The following is a 21,558-nucleotide window of genomic DNA, read 5'->3' as shown; positions in this document are numbered from 1 at the left end:
GATCCTCCTTATCCATACACATCCGTCGGTACCAAGTGCGGGTCGGAGTCTCCGCGCACTGAGTACGGCCTCAGTTACTAAGCGATTCTAACACACTTGCCTGAGAAATAACAAGCGATAATGTCAAACCCCTCCCGAATGATCCCTCCGGCTACTGATATAGGATTCGATCCGGATCCGGTCCCTCCCGATCTGATCCTTAAGAGCCGCCAAGTTCTCAAATTTTCTCTCGGGTCTCACAAAGTGAAGAAAGTCTACTCGCGCCTCCTGTCCGTAGATATCGCCCGTAAAATCCATCAGATAGGTCTCAATGCCCGGGGTGTGAACTCCGGAAATGGTCGGCTTGACACCGACATTGGTCATTCCCCAATAGGCATTCTCTCCCATGAGGACCCTGGTCACATAGACTCCATAGCTTGGCAGGAGTTTGTCCTCAGCCACAGAGAGGTTGATGGTTGGAATTCCGATTGTTCTGCCAATCTGTCTCCCTCGGATTACCTCTCCGTAGCAGAAGAAGGGATAGCCCAGGAGGGAATTGGCCTCTTCGATCCGTCCCTCCTGAATCAGGCGGCGAATGCGGCTGGACGAGATATCCTCTCCCCCCTCCTTGAGCTTGGGAATAATTCTGGCCTCATATCCGAGCTTAGGCGCAAGCTTGCAGATCAAGGAGACATCACCCGCCCCCCGGTAGCCGAAGCGGAAATCCTCTCCCACAAGAAGGGTCTTCATCGACAGGTCGCGAATCAGTTGGCCGAGAAAGTCCTCCGCCTTCATCCGCTCCACCTGCCGGTTGAATTCCCACTGCATCAGATAGGAAATCCCGGTCTCCTCGAGGAGGATTCCCTTCTCCCTCGTATCCACAAGATTAAAGTTCTCCTGACCCAAAAATCTGCGGGGAGAGGTCCGAAAGGTCAGAGCGACGGATCTGAGCCCCCGCTTCTCCTCGGCTATGGTCTTTTCGATCAAGAGCCGGTGGCCCCTGTGGACACCATCGAATTTGCCGACGCAGACCGCACTGTCTTCATGGATCTGATCCCGCCCGGGACCACAGAGGTACCTCATACCGTCTCCTCATAGAAGAAGGTCCTGATCCGTAGTCCCTCCTTACATCTCATATAGATTCCAAGGAAAGCCCCGTCCGCCAGATAGGCGCGAAAGCCCTGTCCCTGCTCAGCAGAGGACCAGTCATAGGCCCGACACTCGCCTCCCGGGCCCTCCCAGAATGTGCACTGCTCCAAGACTTCCTCTCCCACGGGTGCTCCGTTTTTAGCCGCCAGAGTCAGACACTCTGGGAACTTCACGCTCGGGAGATCGCAGAACACAGCATCAATCGGGCGGAGAATCTCCCCCTGCCTCCCCTCGGAGACGGCTGTCTGAATCTGATCGAGCGTAAGGGCTGTCTCTCTGTCAAAACTCCCGACCCGCATTCGCTCAAGGTCGGCCATGGCAGCCCCGCATCCCAGAGAGTGGCCGATATCCGAGCAGAGGGTGCGGATGTAGGTTCCCTTGGAACAGGTCACCTGCATCATGACATGCGGCAAATCAATCGAGCAGACCGCAATCTCGTATATGATAATCCGACTGGCCTTTCGCTCAATTTCTATCCCTTTTCTGGCATACTCATAGAGCTTCTTGCCGCCGACTTTCTTGGCCGAATACATGGGGGGAATCTGGTCCTGCGGACCGACAAACGAGGCCAGGACCTGTCGGATCATATCCTCGCTGACCGTCACCGGTCTTTCCTCGAGAACCGTCCCCGTCATATCCTGACTGTCCGTCCGAATGCCAAGCTGCATATCGACAAGATAGGTCTTGGTCCAGTCCGTCATCAGCCCCACTGTCTTGGTCGCCTTTCCGATACAGACGGGCAAGACGCCCCTTGCCGCCGGATCCAGCGTTCCCGCATGGCCGATTTTTCTGACATGCAGGATTCCCCGTAGCTTGGCCACGACGTCAAAGGATGTAAAGCCGGCTTCTTTATAGACATTGAGTATTCCGGATCTCATGCTTCTCTCCATCACAAAATCGTCTGCCGACAGCCGCGGACAAGGCGGATCTAGTTCAAGCTCTCTGCCACCCGGTCAGCGAAGAGACGGATGGCATCCTCCGCCGGAAGCCCTGTGCTGCAGCCGGCCGCCTTGACGTGTCCTCCTCCCCCATAGGCCATCGCAAGGGCCGCCACATCGATGTCTCCGTTGGAACGGAGACTGACCTTGAAGTCCTCCGGTCCGACCTGGTATAGAAAGCAGGCTACCTCTACGCCCCTGGTGATTCGGAGTTGACTGACAATCAGGTCCAGATCCGCAGGCGCAACATGATAGGCCTCCATCTCCTCTCCCGTGATATAGGACGCGATAAATCGCCCGCCGCAATAGAGCTTCGCCTTATCTAAGGCATGACCCAGGATTCGGTTCTGCTCGAAGCCGCGGGAGGAAAAAGTCGCGTCAATAATACCGGAATAGTCAATCCCCGTACTCATCAGTCTTCCGGCAATGCGCATGGTCTTCTCCGAAGTGCAGGAATATTGGAAAACCCCTGTATCATGGGCAATGCCCATGTAGAGGCACTGGGCGATCTCCTTGTCGATTGCCGCATGGTCGATCAGGTCGAAGACCAGCTCTGACGTAGAGCTCGCCTCCGGGAAAATGTAATTGATCCGGGCAAAGTCTCCCATGCGGACATGGTGGTCGATGCAGGCCGTCTCCTTGGCGGCGTAAAAGTACTTGGCGGCGGGGCCGATACGGTCAATGGCCCCGCAATCCAGTGTGATAAAGAGGTCAAATACCTTGTCCTCCTCTCCCACCGTCTGCACCCGGTCTGCCCCCGGCAGGAAGCGAAACTTGGCCGGCAGAGGATCCAGATAGACGGTAATTTCCCGATCCGGATACCTCTTGGTCAGATAATTCCACAGGCCCAGGGAAGAACCGATGGCATCTCCATCCGGGCGAATATGAGCCGTGATGCCGATGACTCTCCGATCACGGATCAGCTCGTCAATCTTCTTCATGATGTCTTGCGTCCTCTTCATTTACCTGGTCAATCAGCTTGGACATGTGGACCCCATAGGCAATGGAGTCGTCCAGGATAAAGAAGAGTTCGGGGGTGTTTCGCAGATTAACCCCATGCGCGAGTCTGCCCCGAATAAATCCCGCGGAAGACTTAAGACCCCTGATGGTGTTGATCCCGACCTCCTGGTCTCCGAGCACGGAGACATAGACCTTGGCCGTCTTTAGGTCCGGAGCCACCTGGACCAAGGTTACGCTGGTCATGGGGCTGACCCTGGGATCCTTGACATCTTCCCGGATAATCTTTGAGAGTTCGCGCAGAACTTCTTCATTGATCTGATTGTTTTTAATACTGCGTTTTCTCATGCGTTCTCCTCAAAAGATCGGCTTCTAGCGCGGAACCTCTACCATCTTGTAGGCCTCGATCTCATCGTCCACCTGCACATCGGTAAAGCCGTCGAAGACAAGACCGCACTCGTAGCCGGCCTTGACCTCCTTGACGTCATCCTTGAATCGCTTCAGGGAAGCCAGATTGCCCTCCCAGATCAGATCCTTGCCGCGACTGATCCGGACCTTGCAGCCCCGCTCCACCTGACCATCCAGGACATAAGAACCTGCGATATTGCCGACGCCGGATGCCTTGAAGATCTGGCGAACCTGCGCGTGTCCGATGACCTTCTCCTCGTAGACGGGCTCCAACATTCCCTTCATCGCCCCCTCGATATCCTCGATGGCGTTGTAGATGACGGAGTAGAGATGAATATCAACACCCTCATCCTCTGCCATATTCTTGGCGACGGTGTCCGGGCGGACATTAAATCCGATGATGATCGCGTTTGAGGCCGAGGCCAGAACGACATCGGATTCGGAAATGGCTCCGACGCCTCCGTGGATCACCTTGACGATCACTTCTTCGTTGGACAGCTTCTCTAAGGCTGAGGAGACAGCCTCTACGGATCCCTGGACATCTGCCTTTACAATCAGGTCCAGTTCCTTCATACTACCCGCTTTGATCTGATCGAAGACATTCCCCAGCTTGGTCCTGGCTCTGGTCTCGTCCAGGAGCTTAGACTTGGACTCCTCCACGAAGGTCTGGGCATAGGCCCGGGCTTCCTTGTCCGAGTCGAGAACATTGAAGATCTCTCCGGCGTTCGGCACCTCGGACAGGCCTAGAATCTCAACAGGAACAGAGGGGCCTGCTTGTTTGACCCTCTTGTGGTGATCGTCGGACATGGCCCGAATACGACCGAAGCTTGCGCCTGCGGCCATATAATCGCCCACATGCAGGGTTCCCTTCTGCACCAGGGCAGTCGCGACAACGCCCCTCCCCCTGTCCAGCTTGGCCTCGATGATGACACCTCTGGCATTGCGGCTGGGATTGGCTTTGAGTTCCAGGACATCCGCCGTCAAGAGAATCATGTCGAGCAGGTTATCAATCCCCTCTCCGGTGCGGGCGGAGACCGGAACCATCACCGTAGATCCGCCCCAGTCCTCCGGAATCAGCTCATACTCAGAGAGCTCCTGCTTCACCCGATCTACATTGGCGCCGACCTTGTCAATCTTGTTGATGGCGACAATGATCTCCACACCGGCCGCCTTGGCGTGGTTGATCGCCTCAACGGTCTGCGGCATGACACCATCATCTGCGGCGACAACCAGGACGGCAATATCCGTGGAGTTGGCTCCCCGCATTCGCATCGCGGTAAAGGCTTCATGTCCGGGGGTATCCAAGAAGGTAATCCTCCGGTCCTTGGCCTTGACGGTATAGGCGCCGATCGCCTGGGTAATACCGCCGGCCTCCCTGCCTGACACGTTGGACTGGCGAATCTTATCCAGAAGAGAAGTCTTACCGTGGTCAACGTGTCCCATGACAACGACAACCGGGGGTCTTGGAACAAGACTTGCGGGATCATCCTCGACATCTGTCAGGAGTTCCTCGATTACATCTTCCTTCTCCTCCGGCTCGCAGATGCAGTTGAACTCCTCCGCGATTTTCTCGGCCTGCTCATAGTCCACCTCTGTATTAATGGTCGCCATGGTCCCCTTCATAAACAGATTCTTGATCACCTCAGAGGGAGTTACCATCATCTTCTCAGCCAGGCTTTGTATGGTCAGATGCTCGGGCAGCTGAATGGTCAGCAGTTCCTCCATATTTCGCTCCGTTCCCTTGTTCTTGTTCCGGTTGCGCTTGGTTGTGGTCTTCTCAAGCGAGACCATATTCTCGGCATGACGGTTTCTGTCATCTCTTCTTCTGCGATTGCCGGATGCATTCCCGCCGTAATTCTTTCTGCCGCTGTTATTCGAAGCAAGCGGATTCGCGGCTGCAGAAGGCATGGGCTTGCGGCCGGCCTGCCCGCTGTCCGTTCTGCGAGAGCCGAACTCACTGTTGCTGCGGCCGCGGTTGGATCCACGGCTGTCCGATCCCCTGCCCCGGTTGTTCCCGTAAGAAGACTTGGACAGGTCGATGTGGCCGAGAATCTTAATGCCGATTCCCTTTGCGGCAGGCTTCTTGGGCTCCTTCTTGACCGGGCGGTCTGTTCCTTGGGCCTGGTCTCTTCTCGGGGCCTGGTCCCTCTCGGCAGGCCGCTCAGGAGCGGGAGACTCCTGCGGTATTGCCTGACTTTCCCTCGGCTCGTATGCCTCTGCCTCGCCTACGCCCGCCGTCATGCGGTCGGCAAGGTCCTCCCGGGGCTCACTGGGGCTAAGGGTCCGCTGAGAGACCAAGCCCTTGGGGCGGATGATGCCTCTCTGCGGATTCGGGGTCTTTCTGTCTCCCTGCCGGCGGTCCTCCCGATTCCTGCGCCGGTCCCCCTCTTTTCTCCTGCCTCTTGCATCTCCGCCGCCATTGCTCATATTCTGGTGGTTGATGATGAATCTGACACGTTTTTTCTTGGGCCTGGTCTGGCCCTCCGCAGAGCCGTCCGCGGAAGCCTGAGCCTCAGCCTTCTTCACGTCTCCCGTATGCGTCTTCACTTCCTCCGGCCGGGTCTTCTTGTCCGCAGAAGGCTCTGCCTGTACCCTGTCCGCCCCTCTGTCGGCCGCCTCGTCCGACCCTTCCTTCTTTACGGCGCTTTTGTCGAAATGCCTGCGGATTCTGTCAACCGTCTCCTCCGCGAGTCCACTGGAGGCCGTCTTGACGTCTGCACCCATTTTCTGCGCCAGGGCGAGAATGTCCTTGGACTCCGCCCCGATCTCTTTTGCTAATTCATATATTCTGATTTTTGCCATTCCTGGTCCTCCCTTATTCAGTTGTGGACTCCGCGTCAATCTTTTGGCACAAAGCCTCTGCCATCTTCCTGTCCGTCACGCAGACCACGGCGCGCATCTCCTGCCCGATGGCGTGTCCAATGGCCATTTTGCTTCCGTAAATACGATACTCCGTCCGGTATGAGCTGCACATGTCGCGGAAATCTTTCTTCGTATTCTCTGAGGCATCCCCGGCGATAAGGACCAGGGCGGCCCTGTGTTTCTTCACATTCTTCTCCACGGAAAAAGACCCGCTCTGTATATGTCTTCCTCTGGCACAGATGCCAAGAAATTGAAGAACACGATCCATGAATTACATCTCCTCGCTCAATGTCTTAAGTAGGTCATCACTGACTCTCATGTGAAAAGCCCTGTCAAAAGCTCTGTTTCGGATCGCCCTGGCCAGACAATCCCGATCGGAGCACAGGTAGGCTCCCCGACCCTGTCCCTTGCGGGAAGGATCGATATAGAGACGTCCCTCCCCCCTTTTCAGACGAAGGAGCTCACGCTTGGGCTTCATCTGCCGGCAACCGACACACATGCGCATGGGAATGTGTCCCGAACTCATAGCTCATCGTCCTCATCGGACTCCGTCCGGTACTCCTCCTTATCATAGCCATCATCGGATTCGTCCTCGTACTCATCGTCGTAATCGTCGTCATACTCGTCCTCATAATCCAGCCAGCCCTCTGCCTCCTGGGCCTGGGTCTCGGACTTGATGTCGATCTTATATCCGGTCAGTCTGGCTGCCAGGCGGGCGTTCTGTCCCTCCTTGCCGATTGCAAGAGAGAGCTGATAGTCCGGGACGACGACCTTGGCCTCTCTGGCATCCTCATCTGCCAGCACGGCAATGACCTTGGCCGGGGACAGGGCATTCTCGATCAGCATCGCCGGGTTCTCATTCCAGTGAATGATATCAATCTTCTCATTGTGCAGTTCATTGACAATCGCGTTGACGCGGCTTCCGTTGACGCCGACGCAGGCGCCCAGGGGATCTACATCCGGATCGTTGGACCAGACCGCCATCTTCGTGCGGCTTCCCGCCTCACGGGCAATCGCCTTGATCTCCACAATTCCATCCTTGACCTCGGTGACTTCTTCCTCAAAGAGACGCTTCACAAGCTCCGGATGGGTGCGGGACACTCGGATCCGGGGCCCCTTGGCCGCGTCCTTGACCTCAAGCACGTAGACCCGGATCCGGTCTGCCTGATGGTAGTGCTCTCCCCTCACCTGCTCGCTCTCAGGAAGGAAGGCGTCTATCTTGCCCAGGTTCACGGAGATGTTCCTTCCGATGAATCGCTGCACAACGCCTGTGACGATGTCGTGTTCAATCTTGCTGTACTCATCCAGGAGGATCTTTCTCTCCTCCTCCAGGATCATCTGCTTCATGATATTCTTGGCCGTCGATGCAGCTATGCGGCTGAAATCGTGCGACTGCAGCTCCTGCTCAACCGTATCTCCGATCTTAAGACCCCCGTCGATGGCCTGGGCCTCCTCCAGGGAAATCTCATTCTGCGGGTTTGTCACGGGATCGGCAACCGTCTTCCTGACAAATACATGAAAGTCTCCCGTCTCCCGGTCCACAAGAGCCCGCAGGTTGGTCGCATTGTCCGAGAACTTGTAGGTCACCTTGCAGGCAGCCACGAGGGACTTCTCGATCGCCTCGAGAATGTTCTTCTTGCTGATCTTGCGCTCACTCTCCAGGGCATCGAGCGCTTCAAGTAATTCTGTGTTACCCATTTTCTTCCTCCTAAATATGTTCCGGAATATCTCATCAAAGGTCGAAAGTCTCTCGAATCAAGGCTATGTCTGCCCGGTTCATCTTTCGCGTCCCCGTCTCCGTCTCAATCGTGATCTCAGTCTGCGTGTAGTCGCGCAGGAAACCGGTGAATTCCTTCCGGCCGTCGATGGCCTGATAGCTTTTGACCTCGATCTCCTTGCCGAGATTCCTCTTAAAATCCCTCTCCTTCTTAATCGGTCGACCAAGGCCTGGAGATGACACCTCGAATGTATACATCCCGTCGATATAATCCTCTCGATCCAGGATTTCATTCATCTGCCTGCTGACCTCAACACAGTCGTCAATCGTGATCCCCCCGGGCTTGTCGATGTAAGCGCGAAGGTAGTACTGGCCCCCCTCCTTGACGTATTCCACATCCACCAGGGAGAAATGAAATTTCTCCAGGATTGGAAGGAGGAAGGATTCCGTCTTGGCCTCATAGGTCTCTCTCTGTGACATTCTGTCTCCTGTCCTGCTCAACACAAGTTGAGAGCGGGTCCTCTCGGATCCGCTCCCAACTACAACACATGTATACTAACACCATTTGCTCTTTCTTGCAAGCATTCATTCGTATTTTCTAGCCTTTTCTAGCCTTTTTCTTCTAATCCTGCCCTTTCAGAGCAATCGCAAGGTCTCCCTCTGGAAATACCTCACCGACCGCTTAAAATGCGGATGATTTCCGGGTAATTCTCCGCCCTGTGGGGATAGGTACATTCTGTACACAGCTTGACCATCCGGCCCCGAATCTCTCTCATCTCATACTTGCCCGGGCAATCATAGCTGTACAGAGGGCAATAGCAGAAGAGGCAGTTGATATGCTCCATCTTATGGCAGGGATAGTATTTGCAGTCCCTGTTCTCAAAATATCGAAATGAGTTCTTCACTGGTCTCTCCTCCGGAAGAGATCCTCCTTCTCTTCCCCTCTCATACGATTACGGTAACTTCTTGCGGCATCCAGGAAATTTGCGGCGAAAGCGGGACAGGAGGCATAGTAGAGATGGGCGAATCCCCACCAGTGCTTCTCATCTGAGAAGGCGCAGGGCCAGCTGCGGCCTGTGACCGGTTTTACGGCCAGCATGTCAGACCCGTTGGCATCCGTGTCATAGTAGTGGAACTCGTGCCCCCGAATCCTTCCCCCTCTCAGGAAATCCCCCTCCGTCCCACCGGAGAGTTCCAGATAGCCAAAGCGAACCGGATGCTTCTTCTTCTCCGCCCTCCCGGGCAGAACGCGACACATCCGGTAGCTGTGTCCCTTGCCGTCTGCGACCCGGTCCTGAAGATAGAGAAAGCCGCCGCACTCCGCGATCGACGGCATTCCTTCCGAAATGGCCCGGCGAATATCCTCCCGCAGGGACCGGTTGTCCTCCAGTTCTTTCAGATAGAGTTCCGGATAGCCCCCGCACAGGATCAATCCGTCGATATCCTCCGGCAAGTGTCGGTCACAGATCGGCGAGAAGGGAATCAGCTCCGCCCCCATCTCCTCCAGGATTCTCCGGTTGTGCGGATAGATGAAAGAAAAAGCCCGGTCCCTGGCCAGTCCGATCCGAAGCTTGGCCTGCGGCCCTCCTCTGCGCCGGCCTGCCGCCTCCCCCTTCTCGTCTCCCTTTCCCCCTGCTTTGGCTGCCCCGGTCCGGTCCGGGATCACATCTCCTGAGAGGTCCGGGGCCTGACATGCGATTTTCTCAATCAGATCAAGATCCAGCCCCTCTTCCGCCATATCCGCAAGCCTTTTGAGCCGGGCCTCAAGATCCGAAAGGCTGTCCGGCGTCATCAGACCCAGATGTCTGCTCTCAATGGAGATCTTCTCTTCCCTTGCCAGATAGCCGCAGACCGGAAGGCCCAGTTCTTCTTCAATCAGTCCCTTTAAGCTTGGATAGAAGGAAGGGGACACTTGGTTTAAGATACAGCCGCGGATCAGGCCCTTCGAATCGTCCTCCAGAAAACCCCGCAGGAGAGAGACAATGCTCCGCCCCACTCCCCCGGCATTGACCACGAGGAGGATGGGGGTCTTGGTCCAGACCGCCAGCTGATAGGAGGAGGCCTCCGGCCGAATCCCTCCCAGACCGTCATAGAGGCCCATGACCCCCTCGACCAGGGCGAAATCGGTCCCGGCCCGGTCCATATCTTCTGTCATCAACCGGCAGATCCCCCCCTGATCCAGGAAATATGGGTCCAGATTGTCTGACTCTACACCCAGCATGCGCCGGTGGAACATGGGATCGATATAGTCCGGCCCGCACTTGAAGGAGATGGGCCTCCTGCCCCTCTTCTTAAGGGCAGCCAGAAGGCCGCAGGTGATTGTAGTCTTGCCGGACCCGCTCATGGGCGCGGCAATCATGACGCGACTTGTCATTGATATCTCCTCACAGAATAGGGGAATTCTTGTCTAAGACTCAAGCTGGCCCAGGACTCCGCTGATGATATAGACTCCGTTCTCCGCCGTCATCATGTGATATGAGGCGACCTTTCTGGCGCGAGAGACCTGGATCAGGCTGATCTTCTCCCGGCAGATTGGAAGACTTGCCGCCATCTTCTGATAGTCGGACAGGGTCTCCAGAGTAATGGCGTTCAAGACAAATCGTATGGGCTTGCCATAGCGCCAGAGACCCTCGAAGATGGGCCGGAGCGAACCGTCGGATCCGCCGATGAAGACCGCATCCGGAGCCGGCAGGTCTTCCATAGCTCCCGGAGCTCTGCCCTCCACAACTTCAATATTGCCTGAGCCAAACTTCGAGATGTTCCTCCGTATCAGGTCAACCGCCTCCGCCTTCTGCTCAATGGCATAGACCCTGATGTCCGGGCTGAAACCGGCGGCCTCAATGGAGATGGACCCGGTTCCGGCTCCGATATCATAGAGGATATCCCCCGCCTCTAAGCCCAGGGCGAGAACCGACAGGTGGCGGACCTCCTCCTTGGTCATGGGAACCCGGTCCCGAAGGAAGCGGCTGTCTTCCAGGACCGGCATCAGGGGGCGGGGCCGGTTCCTGCCGATAACAAAAGCAGACCAGAGTCCCTCTTCATAGTCATAAGCGGCTGCCTCATCCGGGCCGCAAAAGAGGACCCTTTCCTCCTTAGAGCCCAACCGGTACCCCAGAATCAGGGTCCGCTTCTCTCCTTGCATCCGTATATTCTCGGCCAGACTTTTGACCTGATCTCCACTGCTGAAGATAAGGAAGTTCTTCTCATGTCTTGTGATCTGTCCCAGAACGTCCCCTTCCCTTCCGTGCAGGCTGATGAAATTGGCATCATCCCAGGCAAGGCCCGCCTTAGCCGCCAGGTACTGCAGGGAGGAAATCCCGCTGTGGCGAATGACCTCCCAGTTGGCCCAGTCCAAGCCATAAGAAGGCTCCCTATTGGCATCAAGCGGACCGGGATAGGCTGCCGCTCCGCTGAAGAATCCCAGGTCACCTGAGAAGACCACTCCTGCGATCAGGATCTCCGGGCGCCGGTCCAGATACTCCTGCACATAGTCCGGACGGTACTCTGCCACCCTTGCCTGGTCCTCCGGCAGCTGCAGGCGGTCTAAAATGCTTTTTGCCCCGAAGATCAGCTGACAGTCCAAAAGCGCCTGTCTGGCTTCCTCCGTCAGATAGTTCTCCTGCCCGGGGCCGACGGAGATCAGGTGCAGGATCCGCTTGTCGCTCTTTGTCCGACGAATCTTTGGACAGGAAGCCGTACAGCCCCTTGCCTCCAATCCCTCCCATTCGCGCTCTAATTCCATGCCGAGTCCCAGGCGATTCGCCATGATGCGAAGGATCTGACGAAAGGAATAGCCCTGCTCCGGCGGTCGGGATATCATCACTGTCTTTACCCCGGAGAGTGCGGCGGCAGCTAATTTTTCCTCCACGCCGCCGATCCTGCCGGAGGCTTTGGTCATCTGCCACTTGATCTGCAGGTCTTCCAGGCTGACCTGGTGCATCTTCCGGGAGACAGGCCCCTGCATGGCGATGATCTGGCGGCCGAAGAGACCCGCCTCATGACAGAGTCGAATGCTCTCCTCTGTAGGAAGGACTCTGGCATAGACCCTGGACAGGTCGTCAATATGTGTGCTGATCCTCTTTAAGTCCTTAGACCCGGTTGTCAGAAGGATATTTCCCTCCTGGCAATTGAGGAAGTCCGCCCCCTCTTCGATCTCGGCAAAGATCCTCACATTCTCCCGATCCAGATAGGAATCCTCATCCCTAAGCAGACGCAGGTAATCCAAATCGAGCTTTTCTGTGACTGCCCGAATATTTTCAGATACCTCTCTGGCGAAGGGGTGGCTAGCATCAACGACCAGGGGCTTTGGCTCTCTTGTCAGAAAAATCTCCATCTGGGCCTGATCCATCCGTCCCTTGTGAATGTGAGCCCCGCGAAAGGCCGGGAGAACCATTTCTCCGTAATCTGTGGCGACACAGATATCCAGGGGGACCTTCGCCAGGTCCAGAATGGTCGCCAGATTCCTTCCCTCCGTTGTACCTGCAAAAATCACCACATGTTTCATAGCTGATATCCTCGCCTCGTCACCAGACGCTCGCCCATGCGCACGGTAGAAGAAGAACCGATGAATACGGTCGTGAACATATTCACTTTCCGGTCCCGCAGTTGGCCCAGGGTCAGAATCTGCATGTTCGCGCCGGTTCGTCCGATATTCTCAACGATCCCGCAAGGGCGATCCTCCGGCATATATGTAAGAAAGATGTCGCAGGCTCTGGCCAGGTAATCTCCTCTGTTCTTGCTGGAGGGGTTGTAGAGGACAATGGAGAAGTCCCCTTCCGCCGCAGCATGAAGCCGCTTTATTATCGTCTCCATCGGAGTCAAAAGATCGCTTAGAGAGATCAGGCAGTAATCGTTGCCAAGAGGGGCGCCCAGCATAGCTGCTCCGGAATTGGCCGCCGTTACACCGGCGATGATCCGAAGACCTATGTCCGGATAGGCGAGCCCTATCTCATACATGAGGGAGGCCATGCCGTAGACGCCTGCATCCCCGGAGCAGAGCATCGATACCTGTTTTCCCTTCATAGCCTCCTCGAAAGCCATGACACAGCGCTCTTTTTCCCTCTTCATGGGGGTGGACAGGAGGGTTTTCCCCGCGAATTCCTCCGATAACTGCTCCAGATAGACCGGATACCCCACAATGACGTCACTCTCCATGAGAACCTGCCGGGCCTCAATGGTCATATAGATTTCCTTGCCGGGCCCCATGCCCACAACATAGAGTGTTTTCACCTGATCTCCTTTATATTGTTTCTTTTTCTTCCATCTTCGGGGGCGCAGGCCAGGGCAGAAGACACCGCTCCTAGAAGTTGAGAAGGATCTTTCGTCCGACAAGGGCCAGGGTCACCTGATCCCCGGTCTCTCTGGGAAGCAGAAGCTCCGCGACTCCCTTAGGATCACGATCCGGGCCATTCGCGGACTCCCGGCCCTCGTCCCTTCTTCCCCTGGAGAGATCCATGGCTACCGCCATCGCCGCCCGCTCACACACATTGTCACAGCCAAGCGTCTCCATGACAAAATCCGAGTGATGAAATTTCCCCTTTATCCTCATCAGCTCCTCCGGACTTCTGGTGTAGAGAGAGAGGCCCTCCTGCCGCCGCAAAGACACAAGAGCGGGCTCCCTGCTCTTTCGGTCGACGGAGGCCAGTGCAAGGACCTGATGGGGATCGATCCGGTGCCGTCTCAGGAAATCATGATATTGTGCCCGGAGGGATTCAAAGTCTATGCCCGCCCGGCAGCCGACGCCGACAATATAGGGCCTGGCATAGAGAATCAGGCAGCCCAGCTCTCCTCTGCCTCCGCTATCATCATCACAGTGGAGGCTGAGCTGGGCGGAAAAGTTCTCTGCCCTTTGATAGGATGAGAAGACCAGGATATGAGTCCGCTGCTCCCTCCTTCGCAGGGCCGAGAGGACAGCATACCAGTCCTCCGGCTCCAGCTCCCTGGGGGGACAGGTTCCCGGTCTGAATTCCTCCTCAGACCAGATCCCGACCTTCTCCTTGCGCAGGACGGCGGAGGAGATCTCCTGTATTCCCCGGTGATTATATATGCCGAGTCCGTTCTTCTTGACCCAGAGGTCGCAGGCGAAGGCCCCGGCGCAATCCGTCCCCGTTGTCACAACCGGAACCGCTTCAAGCCATTCAGCCAGAAGGACCGCGAGCTGATTGGCTCCGCCCATGTGACCGCTCAAAATGGGGATCACATAGCGTCCCCTGTCATCCACGCAGAGGACGGCCGGGTCTGTGAACTTATCCCTGATATAGGGGGCAATGGCCCGGGTGGCAATTCCGCAGGCCCCGATGAAGACCATGGCGTCAAATTGCGAGAATCCCTTTTCTGCCCAGACATTCAGGCTCTGTTTCCTCCGCTTGTTCCAGTGAATTCTCTCTCCCGCCGAAAGATTCTCAAAGCGGCAGACTTTCTCTTCTAATTTCGCCCCCGCGGGCGAGAAATGACAGATCCCGATTTCCACTTCTTCCCTCCTCTTTCTCCGGCAAGTCAAGGTCCTTGATCCGGATCCCCCCGGCCGGCCGGGCGGTATCCGGTGGCATAGTCCGGGTGGTAGAGTCTGCTCCTGTCATAGGTCTGATGACTGACCGCATCTCCTACCAGAATCAGAGCGGTTCTTGTGATGGCATGGTCTCTCCCCGTTTTCGCCAGTGTCTCCAGCGTACAGAGATAGGACTCCTCCTCCTCCCAGCTGGCCTTATACACGAGGGCGGCCGGCGTACTTGCCGGATAACCGCCTGCAATCAAGCGGTCTGCCAGTTCTTCCAGCATGCCGGCGGACAGATAAATCGCCATGGAGGCTCTGTGAGCGGCCAGGCTCTCGATCCTCTCCCGGTCCGGCACAGCCGTCCTCCCCTCCATACGGGTTAATATCAGAGTCTGGCTTATTCCCGGAAGCGTGAACTCGATCCCACAAGAGGCGGCCGCCCCGAAGGCCGCGGTTACTCCCGGGGTGATATCATAGGGAATCTGTGCCCGGTCCAGAAGATCCATCTGCTCTCGGATCGCCCCATAGAGGGATGGATCCCCTGTGTGCAGGCGAACAAGATCCAGTCCATCCTCCGCTGCCTCCAGGAAGACATCCATTACCGCCTCCAGAGTCATCTTGGCCGAATTATAGATCTTGCATGGCTCCTTGGCATAGTCAAGGAGGGCCGGATTGACAAGTGACCCGGCATAGATGATCACATCCGCTCTCCCGAGCAGATACATTCCCCTCACAGTAATCAGGTCTGCCGCTCCGCAGCCCGCCCCGACAAAATGCACCATAAGCGCCTCATTTCCCTCTCTCATGCCGCATCAGCAGCTTCTCTGCCCCTCCTGTCTTGGCCAGACATCCGTAGGCATCCACATAGGTCATTGCCTCTACCTGAATCTTGCCGGCCGCCCTCCGATTCAGATGACCGGCGATCTGGTCCATCAAGTCGTCCATCACAAGCGTCAGAAGGCCGGCCTGATCCAGGAGCTTGCAGGCGGCATCGGTCGTTGGACAGACCAGAAGTTCTCGAAGAAGAGCAAGATCCAGGCCCCGGCGAATCCCCGCGGCAGCGATCAATTCCATCCGGCAATCCGCTATCCTGGAGTGCGTATTCATGATGCCCCCGGCCAGCTTGACCATTTTCCCCAGGTGTCCGGTCAGTATCAAGCGGTCGAATCCCAAGTCCACCGCCATGTCGATGGCCTCTCCCACATAATTTGAGATCTTAACCGCGCTCTCCAGGTCGTATCCATATGTTCTCCGGAGAAAATCCCGACCGTAATTGCCCGGAGCCAGATAGAGGATCTTATCCCCCTGCCTGGCGTGCTGCCTCATCTCCACATAGATTGTGTCGAGGAGGGCGGCCTCACTCATAGGCTCTACGATCCCGCTTGTCCCCAACACAGACAGACCTCCCTCAATGCCAAGCCTCGGATTGAAGGTTTTTCCTGCGAGTTCCTCTCCCTGCGGCAGGAGGACCTCTACATAAAAGGGCCCCTCTTCATCCCAGAAATCCGCCGCCCGACAGACCTCCTGGCCGATCATCCGGCGAGGAACCCGGTTGATGGCGGCCGCCCCCACCGGCTGATCCAGGCCCTCCCTGGTCACTCGTCCGACTCCCACTCCCCCGTCGATGTAGACTATCTGAGATAGGGGATTCTCCTTGACATCACAGCTGGCCAGATAGAGCCCGGGCTCAGCCAGAATCGGAGCGGGAATCCTCCGACTGACCCTGGCTCCCACCGGCATGCCTCGGGTTACGTCCGGATCATCTCCGGATTCCTTTCGCACATAGCAGGTCACTGCCTCCTCTTCCACAAGTACCCCGGAGAGGCTTGTCCGGTACTTTCTCCCAGCGGGTGTCATGATGGTCACCCCGTCTAATTTGCGGCCTGATAAGAGGATGTATGACGCCGCGTAGGCGCAGGCCGCCGCGCAGGATCCTGTCGTAAATCCGGACTTTAATTTCTCTCTCATGCGCGGCTTCCCTCGACCTGGTAGAGAAGGCTGTTGACAATGGCGGCGGCAACATTGCTTCCTCCCTTGCGGCCTTCATTGACAATGTAGGAGACACCCGATGCCATGATTCTCTCCTTGGAGGCCACAACGTTTACAAATCCGACGGGCACGCCGATGACAAGATCCGGAATGAAGATCCCGGACCGGATCATGTCATAGAGGCCCAGAAGAGCGGTCGGCGCGTTCCCAACAGCGATGATGATCGGGCCGGCAAGACGACCGGCCCTCTCCATAGAGACAAGCGCCCGGGTCACTCCCCGCTCTCTCGCCTCTCTTGCGACCTCCGGGTCCGCCATGAAACAGACCGCCTTTGCCTTGCAGAAGTCCAGGGCCCTCTTATTGATGCCTGCCAGCGCCATATTGGTGTCTGTCACAATGGTCGCCCCCGACCGAAGGAGGGTAACTCCCTTGGCGACAGCATCCCAAGAGAACTTCAGCGTCTTTGCGTAGTCAAAGTCCGCCGAGCAGTGAATGCAGCGCTTGATTGTCGGTGCCCGGACCGGGTCCGGGGAGATTCCCATTTGCTCCAGCTCCCGGCTGATGATCTCCATACTCCGACTCTCAATCTCCATGGGCCCAAGATACTCGATGTTTTTAAATGCCCCGTCGTCTCTCATGCTTCTTCCTTCATATCGCCCGGCCCCCCATCAAGGCCGACCGGGCTCCCTCAACCACTGTCTCTGATTATTTTACCAAGAAGCCGGATCAATTTCCTATTTTTCTCATGGCTTAGGACGGCAACCCGGTAGAACCCCTGTCCGAGTCCCCGGTAATTGCCGCAGTCCCGAATCAGAATGTTCTCCCTCAGGAGTTCCTCATATAGGTTCCTTGTATTCATCCCTCGGATTTCTTCTCGCGGCCTTTTGTCTACCCCTCCTCTCTTTGCCGGGCAGTCCGCAAAGAGGATGAAGTTGCCATCTCCCCCATATACCCGAAAGCCGAGTTCCTGCAATTTCTCCCTCAGATACTGGCTCTCCTGTCTGATGATGTGTCCGGTCTCCTTGAGATAGGGCCTAAGGCGGCCGGTCTCTCCCATTCGAGCGATCTCTTCCAGAGCCTTCTGGGCCGGCAGGGAGAGATTCCACTCCGGCAGCAGCTTCCGTATCTCCTTGAGCCCCTCTTCCCTTCCCAGCAAGTAGCCAAGGCGCAGAGAGGGGATGGCGAATGTCTTGGTGAAGGCGCCCAGAACCTCAAGTCCCCCGTGCAAGTCAAAGAGGCTCTTGAGCCAGGTCGCATAGGAATCGATCGCAGAAAGTCCTTCCCGCAGGGCCTCTCCCCCGGTCTGATCCCCCTCTCCCGGGGCCTGACCTTCCTCCCCCAGGAGACTTAAGGGCATGAAGCAGGCGTCCAGAAGGAGGGGAATCCGATGGGAGGCCGCCTTCCTTAGGATCTCCCGCAGGAGATCATCCCTGATTCTCCCCCCATTTGGATTATTGGGACTCGCCAGAAGAATCAGGTCGATTGAGGGATCGATCTGCTTGATCAATCCCTCATCCAGGGCAAAATCCAGATCTTCCCGCAGGGGATAGCTCAAAAGTTCGGCCCCGACCGCTCGGGCCGCATGCCGGTAGCCGTAGAAAGAGGGCTCTGTCAGAAGGACACGTTTGGGCCGAAGCGCAAGAAAGTGGGCCATGAGAAGCTCTGAAGCGCCGTTTCCGATGACAGCGCCGATCTCTGTCCCCGGAGAAGCAGTGGACCTGCCGGGGATCGTCCCTGTCTCACTAAGACCGATCAGGGCAAGAAGCCTGTCCTCATTCTCCTTCTGGTCCCGCCGGGGATAGTGTGACAGCCAGTCACCCGAATTAAGGAAAAGATCCCTTATTCCCTCCGGCGGTCCCAGGGGATTCACATTGACCGAAAAATCCAGCTCAATATTCGATTGGTAGATATTTCCGCCGTGCAGGTCCATAAGTCCGCTTCTTCCTTCATAAAATCATACCCAAGCGAAGACCAAAAGCAGGATCCCAAGTCCCAGGGTCCAGACAAGTCCTGCCGCCATATACATCAGACGGCAGGCCCTTGGAATGTCTTCCGCCTCGATCTCCCGCAGGGGATCTCCCATGGTCGGCTTTCTGACCGGCCTGCCGAAATAGGAGGCATCTCCGCCCAGCTCCAGGCCCAGGGCCCCGGCCATAGCAGCTTCCGTCTGCCCCGCATTGGGGCTCTTATGCCTATAGCGGTCTCTTCGAAAGATCCGAAGAGCCCTGGTTCCATCCTCCCTCCCCCCTCTGATGCCTGCTGCCAGGATAATTGCCAGGGCTGAGAGGCGGGCAAAGGGAAAGTTGACCAGGTCATCGAGCCTTGCCGCGGCAGTCCCGAAATAGCGGTATCGGTCGTTCTGATAGCCGATCATGGAGTCCATCGTATTAATCGCCTTGTATAGGAAGGCAAGGACGGGGCCTCCCAAAAGCAGACAGCAGAGGGGGGCAATCACTCCGTCCGAGCTGTTCTCGGCGACCGTCTCGACCGCAGCCCTGCTGATTCCGGCCGCATTGAGGCCGGCAGTATCTCTTCCCACAATCATAGACAGATCCCGGCGTGCGGCGGGGATATCATTCCTCTTCAAGTCGTAATAGACACGCATACTCTCCCTGCCAAGGCTGTGTCCCGCAATGGACTGCCATCCCATCAGCGACCAGAGAGCGACTCCCAGTCCTGGATGGATCCGGTATGCCAAAGCGACCAGGCCTCCCCAGAACACCCCCGTCACAAGAAGCACCAGGAGGACAAGAATCCCGCCCCGCATTCGGCAGGACCTTCTTGCTCCCTTCCGCAAATCTTCCCGGGCCGCCGGCTCCTCTCGGTCTATTGGCTCTAACTCTTCCTCTTTTTCCGGCTCCTCCCTGAGAGCCTCCGAGAGTCCCTCCTCCGGCGGGTAGAGCTTGCGCTCGAGCAGCTGAATCAGCCTGCCCATTCCCTGCACCGGATGCCAGAGCCAGTGGGGATCTCCGAGGAGGATGTCGAGCAGGGCAGCCAGAATCCATGCAATGATAGCCTGAAACAGATATTCTTTCATTCTCTCTCCTGGTCGGGCCGAAGCAAAAGGAGGTCCGTCAGATGAACGCCCTTCTCCCCGTCTTGCATGAGCAGGCAAGCATAGCCCTCTCCATTGGAACACTGATAGTCGAAATAGGATCCCCCCATATAGGCGGACAGAATCGTCATGATAACGCCCCCGTGGACAAGGGCTGCGACATTGGGGATCTCTCGCCTGGTTCTCTCTGTGATCTCTCTGAGACGGATCCCCTCTCTCCCCGGCGTCCAGGTCTCCATTTCCTCGACCACATGGTCAAATCCCCTCAGAATTCTCCTCCGGAAGTCCTCCCGTCTCTCTCCGCCCGGGAAATCCCCCATGCCACCCCCGTCAATCCAGGCCTGGTAGTCTGCATCATTCTTGAGTTCCTCGTAGTTGTGCCCTTCGAACTTGCCGAAGTAGATCTCCTTCCAGTCCTCTACCGTCTCCTTCAAAACCTCCGGATAGAGGAGGCCTGCGGTCTGTCGGCAGCGGAGCATGGGACTCGTATAGATCTTGAGCAGCTGAGAGGAAAGCGGAATATAGGGAGCCCTCCGCAGGGCTTTGATGGCTGTCATCCCATCCATGGATAGCTCCTCATCCGTTGCCGAGCCGATGTAGCGCCCCTCGGCATTTCCCTCCGTCTCCCCGTGGCGAAGGAAGAAAATCCGCCCCAGACAAGACCAATTTCGCATATCCTCAATCGTCCAGTGAATCATTCCCCGCTCCATTCTTCAGAACCTGTCCGAGACCGGCCGTTATCAGCTCGACATGGTCTGCCCGCGCAGCCAGCCGAACCTGCAGCCGTCCCAGCATGTCCCGATAGATCCGGTCTCCCGCATCCAGGGGGACGATGCCGTTTCCCGCAAGGTCCGAGATCACAAGCAATTTGCGACAGGTCCCCTCCAAATCCAGGATTCGCCCCCAGCACAAGTCGAGGAAGGCCTCCTCCCAGTCCTCTTGTTCCCGGAGGGAGAGATCGGAAAGATTCTTCGGAAGACGACTTTGAAGCATGCTTCTGACATAAATATGAAAGTGGTTCCAGATCAGGCAGGAATCGATCCTGTCCTCAAGAACGGACCGGTCAGCCTCCCGGCAGATTTCCGCATTCCCGTCCGCGATCTCTGCTTTTTGATCCCGGTATTTCTGCAGGACATACCGCAATTTCCCCTGGGCACAGCCGCCCAGATACAAGTCCATACTCATAAGGCACTCCTATTGGAAGAAGACAATAAGACCGGCAGCCAGAGCCATCGCCACTTCGCTGTATGAGACAAACCAACCCGCCAGATCCCCATTGATCCCGCCGAAGGCATTTTCGGCCCGCCTATAGTAGTAGCTGAAGCAAGCACCGGCACAGGCCAGGACCAAGGCGCCCACGCCTCTTCCCATCCAGAGAATCCAGAGCGAGACAAGAATCAGCTGCCCGGTCAAAAGACCGAGAACCCTCCTCCGGTCGGCCGCATGCGAAAAAGCGGCCAGGCTTCCATGGCCGGGCATGACCGGAAAGGTCAGGACGGAGAAAGCGCTCAGGATCCGGGCCAGCCAGAAGATAGCTGCCAGAGCAGAGAGGACCGCCCTCTCTCCCCCCGGTTTGATCCAGCCGGCTCCGGAAGCATTGCCGATCCGGCCAGCTCCCTCTAAGAGCATGGCAGAAGCCGCCAGGGCCAGCAGGAGGAGACAGAAGAGAGAGAGGACAGCGAAGGCTCCCGTATGTGGGTCCTTGAGAATCCGAACCTTCTCCTCCCGGCCCCGGTAGGAGTGAAAAGCGTCCGAGGCATCCATGAAACCGTCCAGATGAATGGCCCCTGAGATCAAAACCGGCAGAAGGACCAGAAAGATCTCCAGCGAAAACCGGGGCAGGGCCGACCGGCCTGCGAGCATAAGCAGGGCCATCTGTCCCAGTCCGATCACAAGCCCGACCAGGGGAAAGAAGGCCATCACATAGCGCATATCCCTCTCCTCCCAGTCAAACTGGGGCACGGGAATTCTTGAGTACATGGCAAAGGCAATCGCAAGGGAACGAAGCATC

22 protein-coding genes are annotated in these 21,558 nt (G+C 56.9%); all 22 read right to left on the bottom strand.

The genetic code is table 11. The annotated features are described in order from the left end of the window. Window positions 1–123: 123 nt before the first annotated feature. Window positions 124–1,062 carry a bifunctional riboflavin kinase/FAD synthetase gene (locus ACO5R6_RS03105; RefSeq protein WP_485625727.1) on the bottom strand — a complete coding sequence of 313 codons (939 nt, stop codon included), beginning with the start codon at window positions 1,060–1,062 and terminating at the stop codon, window positions 124–126. Then, a complete protein-coding gene (truB, locus tag ACO5R6_RS03100) occupies window positions 1,059–2,006 on the bottom strand; it encodes a tRNA pseudouridine(55) synthase TruB (protein WP_485625726.1) in 948 nt (315 codons plus the stop codon). The genes ACO5R6_RS03105 and truB overlap by 4 nt, the downstream gene beginning before the upstream one ends. A 50-nt stretch (window positions 2,007–2,056) precedes the next feature. Further along, window positions 2,057–3,007, bottom strand: a complete 951-nt coding sequence (locus ACO5R6_RS03095; protein WP_485625725.1) for a DHH family phosphoesterase — start codon at window positions 3,005–3,007, stop codon at window positions 2,057–2,059. After that, window positions 2,994–3,371: a 30S ribosome-binding factor RbfA gene (rbfA, locus tag ACO5R6_RS03090; RefSeq protein ID WP_485625724.1), complete on the bottom strand. Its 378-nt coding sequence runs from the start codon at window positions 3,369–3,371 to the stop codon at window positions 2,994–2,996. The genes ACO5R6_RS03095 and rbfA overlap by 14 nt, the downstream gene beginning before the upstream one ends. Window positions 3,372–3,395: 24 nt before the next feature. After that, window positions 3,396–6,233: a translation initiation factor IF-2 gene (infB, locus tag ACO5R6_RS03085; RefSeq protein ID WP_485625723.1), complete on the bottom strand. Its 2,838-nt coding sequence runs from the start codon at window positions 6,231–6,233 to the stop codon at window positions 3,396–3,398. Between the two features lie 13 nt (window positions 6,234–6,246). After that, entirely contained in the window at window positions 6,247–6,561 is a 315-nt protein-coding gene (locus ACO5R6_RS03080) for a L7Ae/L30e/S12e/Gadd45 family ribosomal protein (RefSeq protein WP_485625722.1), read from the bottom strand. 3 nt (window positions 6,562–6,564) lie between these two features. After that, complete coding sequence (rnpM, locus tag ACO5R6_RS03075) at window positions 6,565–6,819, bottom strand: RNase P modulator RnpM (protein WP_485625721.1); 255 nt, start codon at window positions 6,817–6,819, stop codon at window positions 6,565–6,567. Continuing rightward, entirely contained in the window at window positions 6,816–7,991 is a 1,176-nt protein-coding gene (gene nusA / locus ACO5R6_RS03070; RefSeq protein WP_485625720.1) for a transcription termination factor NusA, read from the bottom strand. Before nusA ends, rnpM begins: the two co-directional genes overlap by 4 nt. A 34-nt stretch (window positions 7,992–8,025) precedes the next feature. After that, on the bottom strand, window positions 8,026–8,490 hold the full coding sequence (locus ACO5R6_RS03065; RefSeq protein ID WP_485625719.1) for a ribosome maturation factor RimP: 465 nt from the start codon (window positions 8,488–8,490) through the stop codon (window positions 8,026–8,028). Window positions 8,491–8,681: 191 nt separating this feature from the next. Further along, complete coding sequence (locus ACO5R6_RS03060) at window positions 8,682–8,915, bottom strand: cysteine-rich small domain-containing protein (protein ID WP_485625718.1); 234 nt, start codon at window positions 8,913–8,915, stop codon at window positions 8,682–8,684. Further along, window positions 8,912–10,384 carry a cobyrinic acid a,c-diamide synthase CobB gene (locus tag ACO5R6_RS03055; RefSeq protein WP_485625717.1) on the bottom strand — a complete coding sequence of 491 codons (1,473 nt, stop codon included), beginning with the start codon at window positions 10,382–10,384 and terminating at the stop codon, window positions 8,912–8,914. Before ACO5R6_RS03055 ends, ACO5R6_RS03060 begins: the two co-directional genes overlap by 4 nt. 33 nt (window positions 10,385–10,417) lie before the next feature. Beyond that, entirely contained in the window at window positions 10,418–12,514 is a 2,097-nt protein-coding gene (cobK, locus tag ACO5R6_RS03050) for a precorrin-6A reductase (RefSeq protein ID WP_485625716.1), read from the bottom strand. Next, window positions 12,511–13,239, bottom strand: a complete 729-nt coding sequence (gene cobJ / locus ACO5R6_RS03045; RefSeq protein ID WP_485625715.1) for a precorrin-3B C(17)-methyltransferase — start codon at window positions 13,237–13,239, stop codon at window positions 12,511–12,513. The genes cobK and cobJ overlap by 4 nt, the downstream gene beginning before the upstream one ends. Window positions 13,240–13,309: 70 nt before the next feature. Continuing rightward, window positions 13,310–14,479 carry a cobalt-precorrin 5A hydrolase gene (locus ACO5R6_RS03040; RefSeq protein WP_485625714.1) on the bottom strand — a complete coding sequence of 390 codons (1,170 nt, stop codon included), beginning with the start codon at window positions 14,477–14,479 and terminating at the stop codon, window positions 13,310–13,312. 26 nt (window positions 14,480–14,505) lie between these two features. After that, complete coding sequence (gene cobM, locus ACO5R6_RS03035) at window positions 14,506–15,285, bottom strand: precorrin-4 C(11)-methyltransferase (protein WP_485625713.1); 780 nt, start codon at window positions 15,283–15,285, stop codon at window positions 14,506–14,508. A 7-nt stretch (window positions 15,286–15,292) separates the two neighbouring features. Beyond that, window positions 15,293–16,471 carry a cobalt-precorrin-5B (C(1))-methyltransferase CbiD gene (cbiD, locus tag ACO5R6_RS03030; protein WP_485625712.1) on the bottom strand — a complete coding sequence of 393 codons (1,179 nt, stop codon included), beginning with the start codon at window positions 16,469–16,471 and terminating at the stop codon, window positions 15,293–15,295. Further along, window positions 16,468–17,130 carry a precorrin-8X methylmutase gene (locus ACO5R6_RS03025; RefSeq protein ID WP_485625711.1) on the bottom strand — a complete coding sequence of 221 codons (663 nt, stop codon included), beginning with the start codon at window positions 17,128–17,130 and terminating at the stop codon, window positions 16,468–16,470. Before ACO5R6_RS03025 ends, cbiD begins: the two co-directional genes overlap by 4 nt. Before the next feature lie 50 nt (window positions 17,131–17,180). Then, window positions 17,181–18,422, bottom strand: coding sequence for a pyridoxal phosphate-dependent aminotransferase (locus tag ACO5R6_RS03020; RefSeq protein WP_485625710.1), 1,242 nt, complete (start codon window positions 18,420–18,422; stop codon window positions 17,181–17,183). Window positions 18,423–18,446: 24 nt separating this feature from the next. Then, complete coding sequence (cbiB, locus tag ACO5R6_RS03015) at window positions 18,447–19,529, bottom strand: adenosylcobinamide-phosphate synthase CbiB (RefSeq protein ID WP_485625709.1); 1,083 nt, start codon at window positions 19,527–19,529, stop codon at window positions 18,447–18,449. Next, window positions 19,526–20,245 carry a histidine phosphatase family protein gene (locus tag ACO5R6_RS03010; protein WP_485625708.1) on the bottom strand — a complete coding sequence of 240 codons (720 nt, stop codon included), beginning with the start codon at window positions 20,243–20,245 and terminating at the stop codon, window positions 19,526–19,528. The genes cbiB and ACO5R6_RS03010 overlap by 4 nt, the downstream gene beginning before the upstream one ends. Further along, entirely contained in the window at window positions 20,226–20,732 is a 507-nt protein-coding gene (locus tag ACO5R6_RS03005; protein WP_485625707.1) for a bifunctional adenosylcobinamide kinase/adenosylcobinamide-phosphate guanylyltransferase, read from the bottom strand. Before ACO5R6_RS03005 ends, ACO5R6_RS03010 begins: the two co-directional genes overlap by 20 nt. Window positions 20,733–20,741: 9 nt before the next feature. Next, window positions 20,742–21,557: an adenosylcobinamide-GDP ribazoletransferase gene (locus ACO5R6_RS03000; RefSeq protein WP_485625706.1), complete on the bottom strand. Its 816-nt coding sequence runs from the start codon at window positions 21,555–21,557 to the stop codon at window positions 20,742–20,744. Window position 21,558: the final 1 nt, after the last annotated feature.

Source organism: Shuttleworthella sp., assembly GCF_057251025.1.
The sequence above is the reverse complement of the archived record's forward strand: the minus strand, read 5'-3'. Positions and strand labels throughout refer to the sequence as shown.

What these genes read in the sequence shown, in the direction of transcription:
- nusA (WP_485625720.1), bottom strand. Translation starts at nt 7,991, where the DNA reads ATGGGTAACACAGAATTACTTGAAGCGCTCGATGCCCTGGAGAGTGAG.
- rbfA (WP_485625724.1), bottom strand. Translation starts at nt 3,371, where the DNA reads ATGAGAAAACGCAGTATTAAAAACAATCAGATCAATGAAGAAGTTCTG.
- cobK (WP_485625716.1), bottom strand. Translation starts at nt 12,514, where the DNA reads ATGAAACATGTGGTGATTTTTGCAGGTACAACGGAGGGAAGGAATCTG.
- ACO5R6_RS03010 (WP_485625708.1), bottom strand. Translation starts at nt 20,245, where the DNA reads ATGATTCACTGGACGATTGAGGATATGCGAAATTGGTCTTGTCTGGGG.
- ACO5R6_RS03055 (WP_485625717.1), bottom strand. Translation starts at nt 10,384, where the DNA reads ATGACAAGTCGCGTCATGATTGCCGCGCCCATGAGCGGGTCCGGCAAG.
- ACO5R6_RS03095 (WP_485625725.1), bottom strand. Translation starts at nt 3,007, where the DNA reads ATGAAGAAGATTGACGAGCTGATCCGTGATCGGAGAGTCATCGGCATC.
- cbiB (WP_485625709.1), bottom strand. Translation starts at nt 19,529, where the DNA reads ATGAAAGAATATCTGTTTCAGGCTATCATTGCATGGATTCTGGCTGCC.
- ACO5R6_RS03005 (WP_485625707.1), bottom strand. Translation starts at nt 20,732, where the DNA reads ATGAGTATGGACTTGTATCTGGGCGGCTGTGCCCAGGGGAAATTGCGG.
- ACO5R6_RS03080 (WP_485625722.1), bottom strand. Translation starts at nt 6,561, where the DNA reads ATGGATCGTGTTCTTCAATTTCTTGGCATCTGTGCCAGAGGAAGACAT.
- infB (WP_485625723.1), bottom strand. Translation starts at nt 6,233, where the DNA reads ATGGCAAAAATCAGAATATATGAATTAGCAAAAGAGATCGGGGCGGAG.
- ACO5R6_RS03020 (WP_485625710.1), bottom strand. Translation starts at nt 18,422, where the DNA reads ATGGACCTGCACGGCGGAAATATCTACCAATCGAATATTGAGCTGGAT.
- cbiD (WP_485625712.1), bottom strand. Translation starts at nt 16,471, where the DNA reads ATGAGAGAGAAATTAAAGTCCGGATTTACGACAGGATCCTGCGCGGCG.
- ACO5R6_RS03000 (WP_485625706.1), bottom strand. Translation starts at nt 21,557, where the DNA reads ATGCTTCGTTCCCTTGCGATTGCCTTTGCCATGTACTCAAGAATTCCC.
- cobM (WP_485625713.1), bottom strand. Translation starts at nt 15,285, where the DNA reads ATGGTGCATTTTGTCGGGGCGGGCTGCGGAGCGGCAGACCTGATTACT.
- ACO5R6_RS03065 (WP_485625719.1), bottom strand. Translation starts at nt 8,490, where the DNA reads ATGTCACAGAGAGAGACCTATGAGGCCAAGACGGAATCCTTCCTCCTT.
- ACO5R6_RS03105 (WP_485625727.1), bottom strand. Translation starts at nt 1,062, where the DNA reads ATGAGGTACCTCTGTGGTCCCGGGCGGGATCAGATCCATGAAGACAGT.
- rnpM (WP_485625721.1), bottom strand. Translation starts at nt 6,819, where the DNA reads ATGAGTTCGGGACACATTCCCATGCGCATGTGTGTCGGTTGCCGGCAG.
- ACO5R6_RS03025 (WP_485625711.1), bottom strand. Translation starts at nt 17,130, where the DNA reads ATGAGAGACGACGGGGCATTTAAAAACATCGAGTATCTTGGGCCCATG.
- truB (WP_485625726.1), bottom strand. Translation starts at nt 2,006, where the DNA reads ATGAGATCCGGAATACTCAATGTCTATAAAGAAGCCGGCTTTACATCC.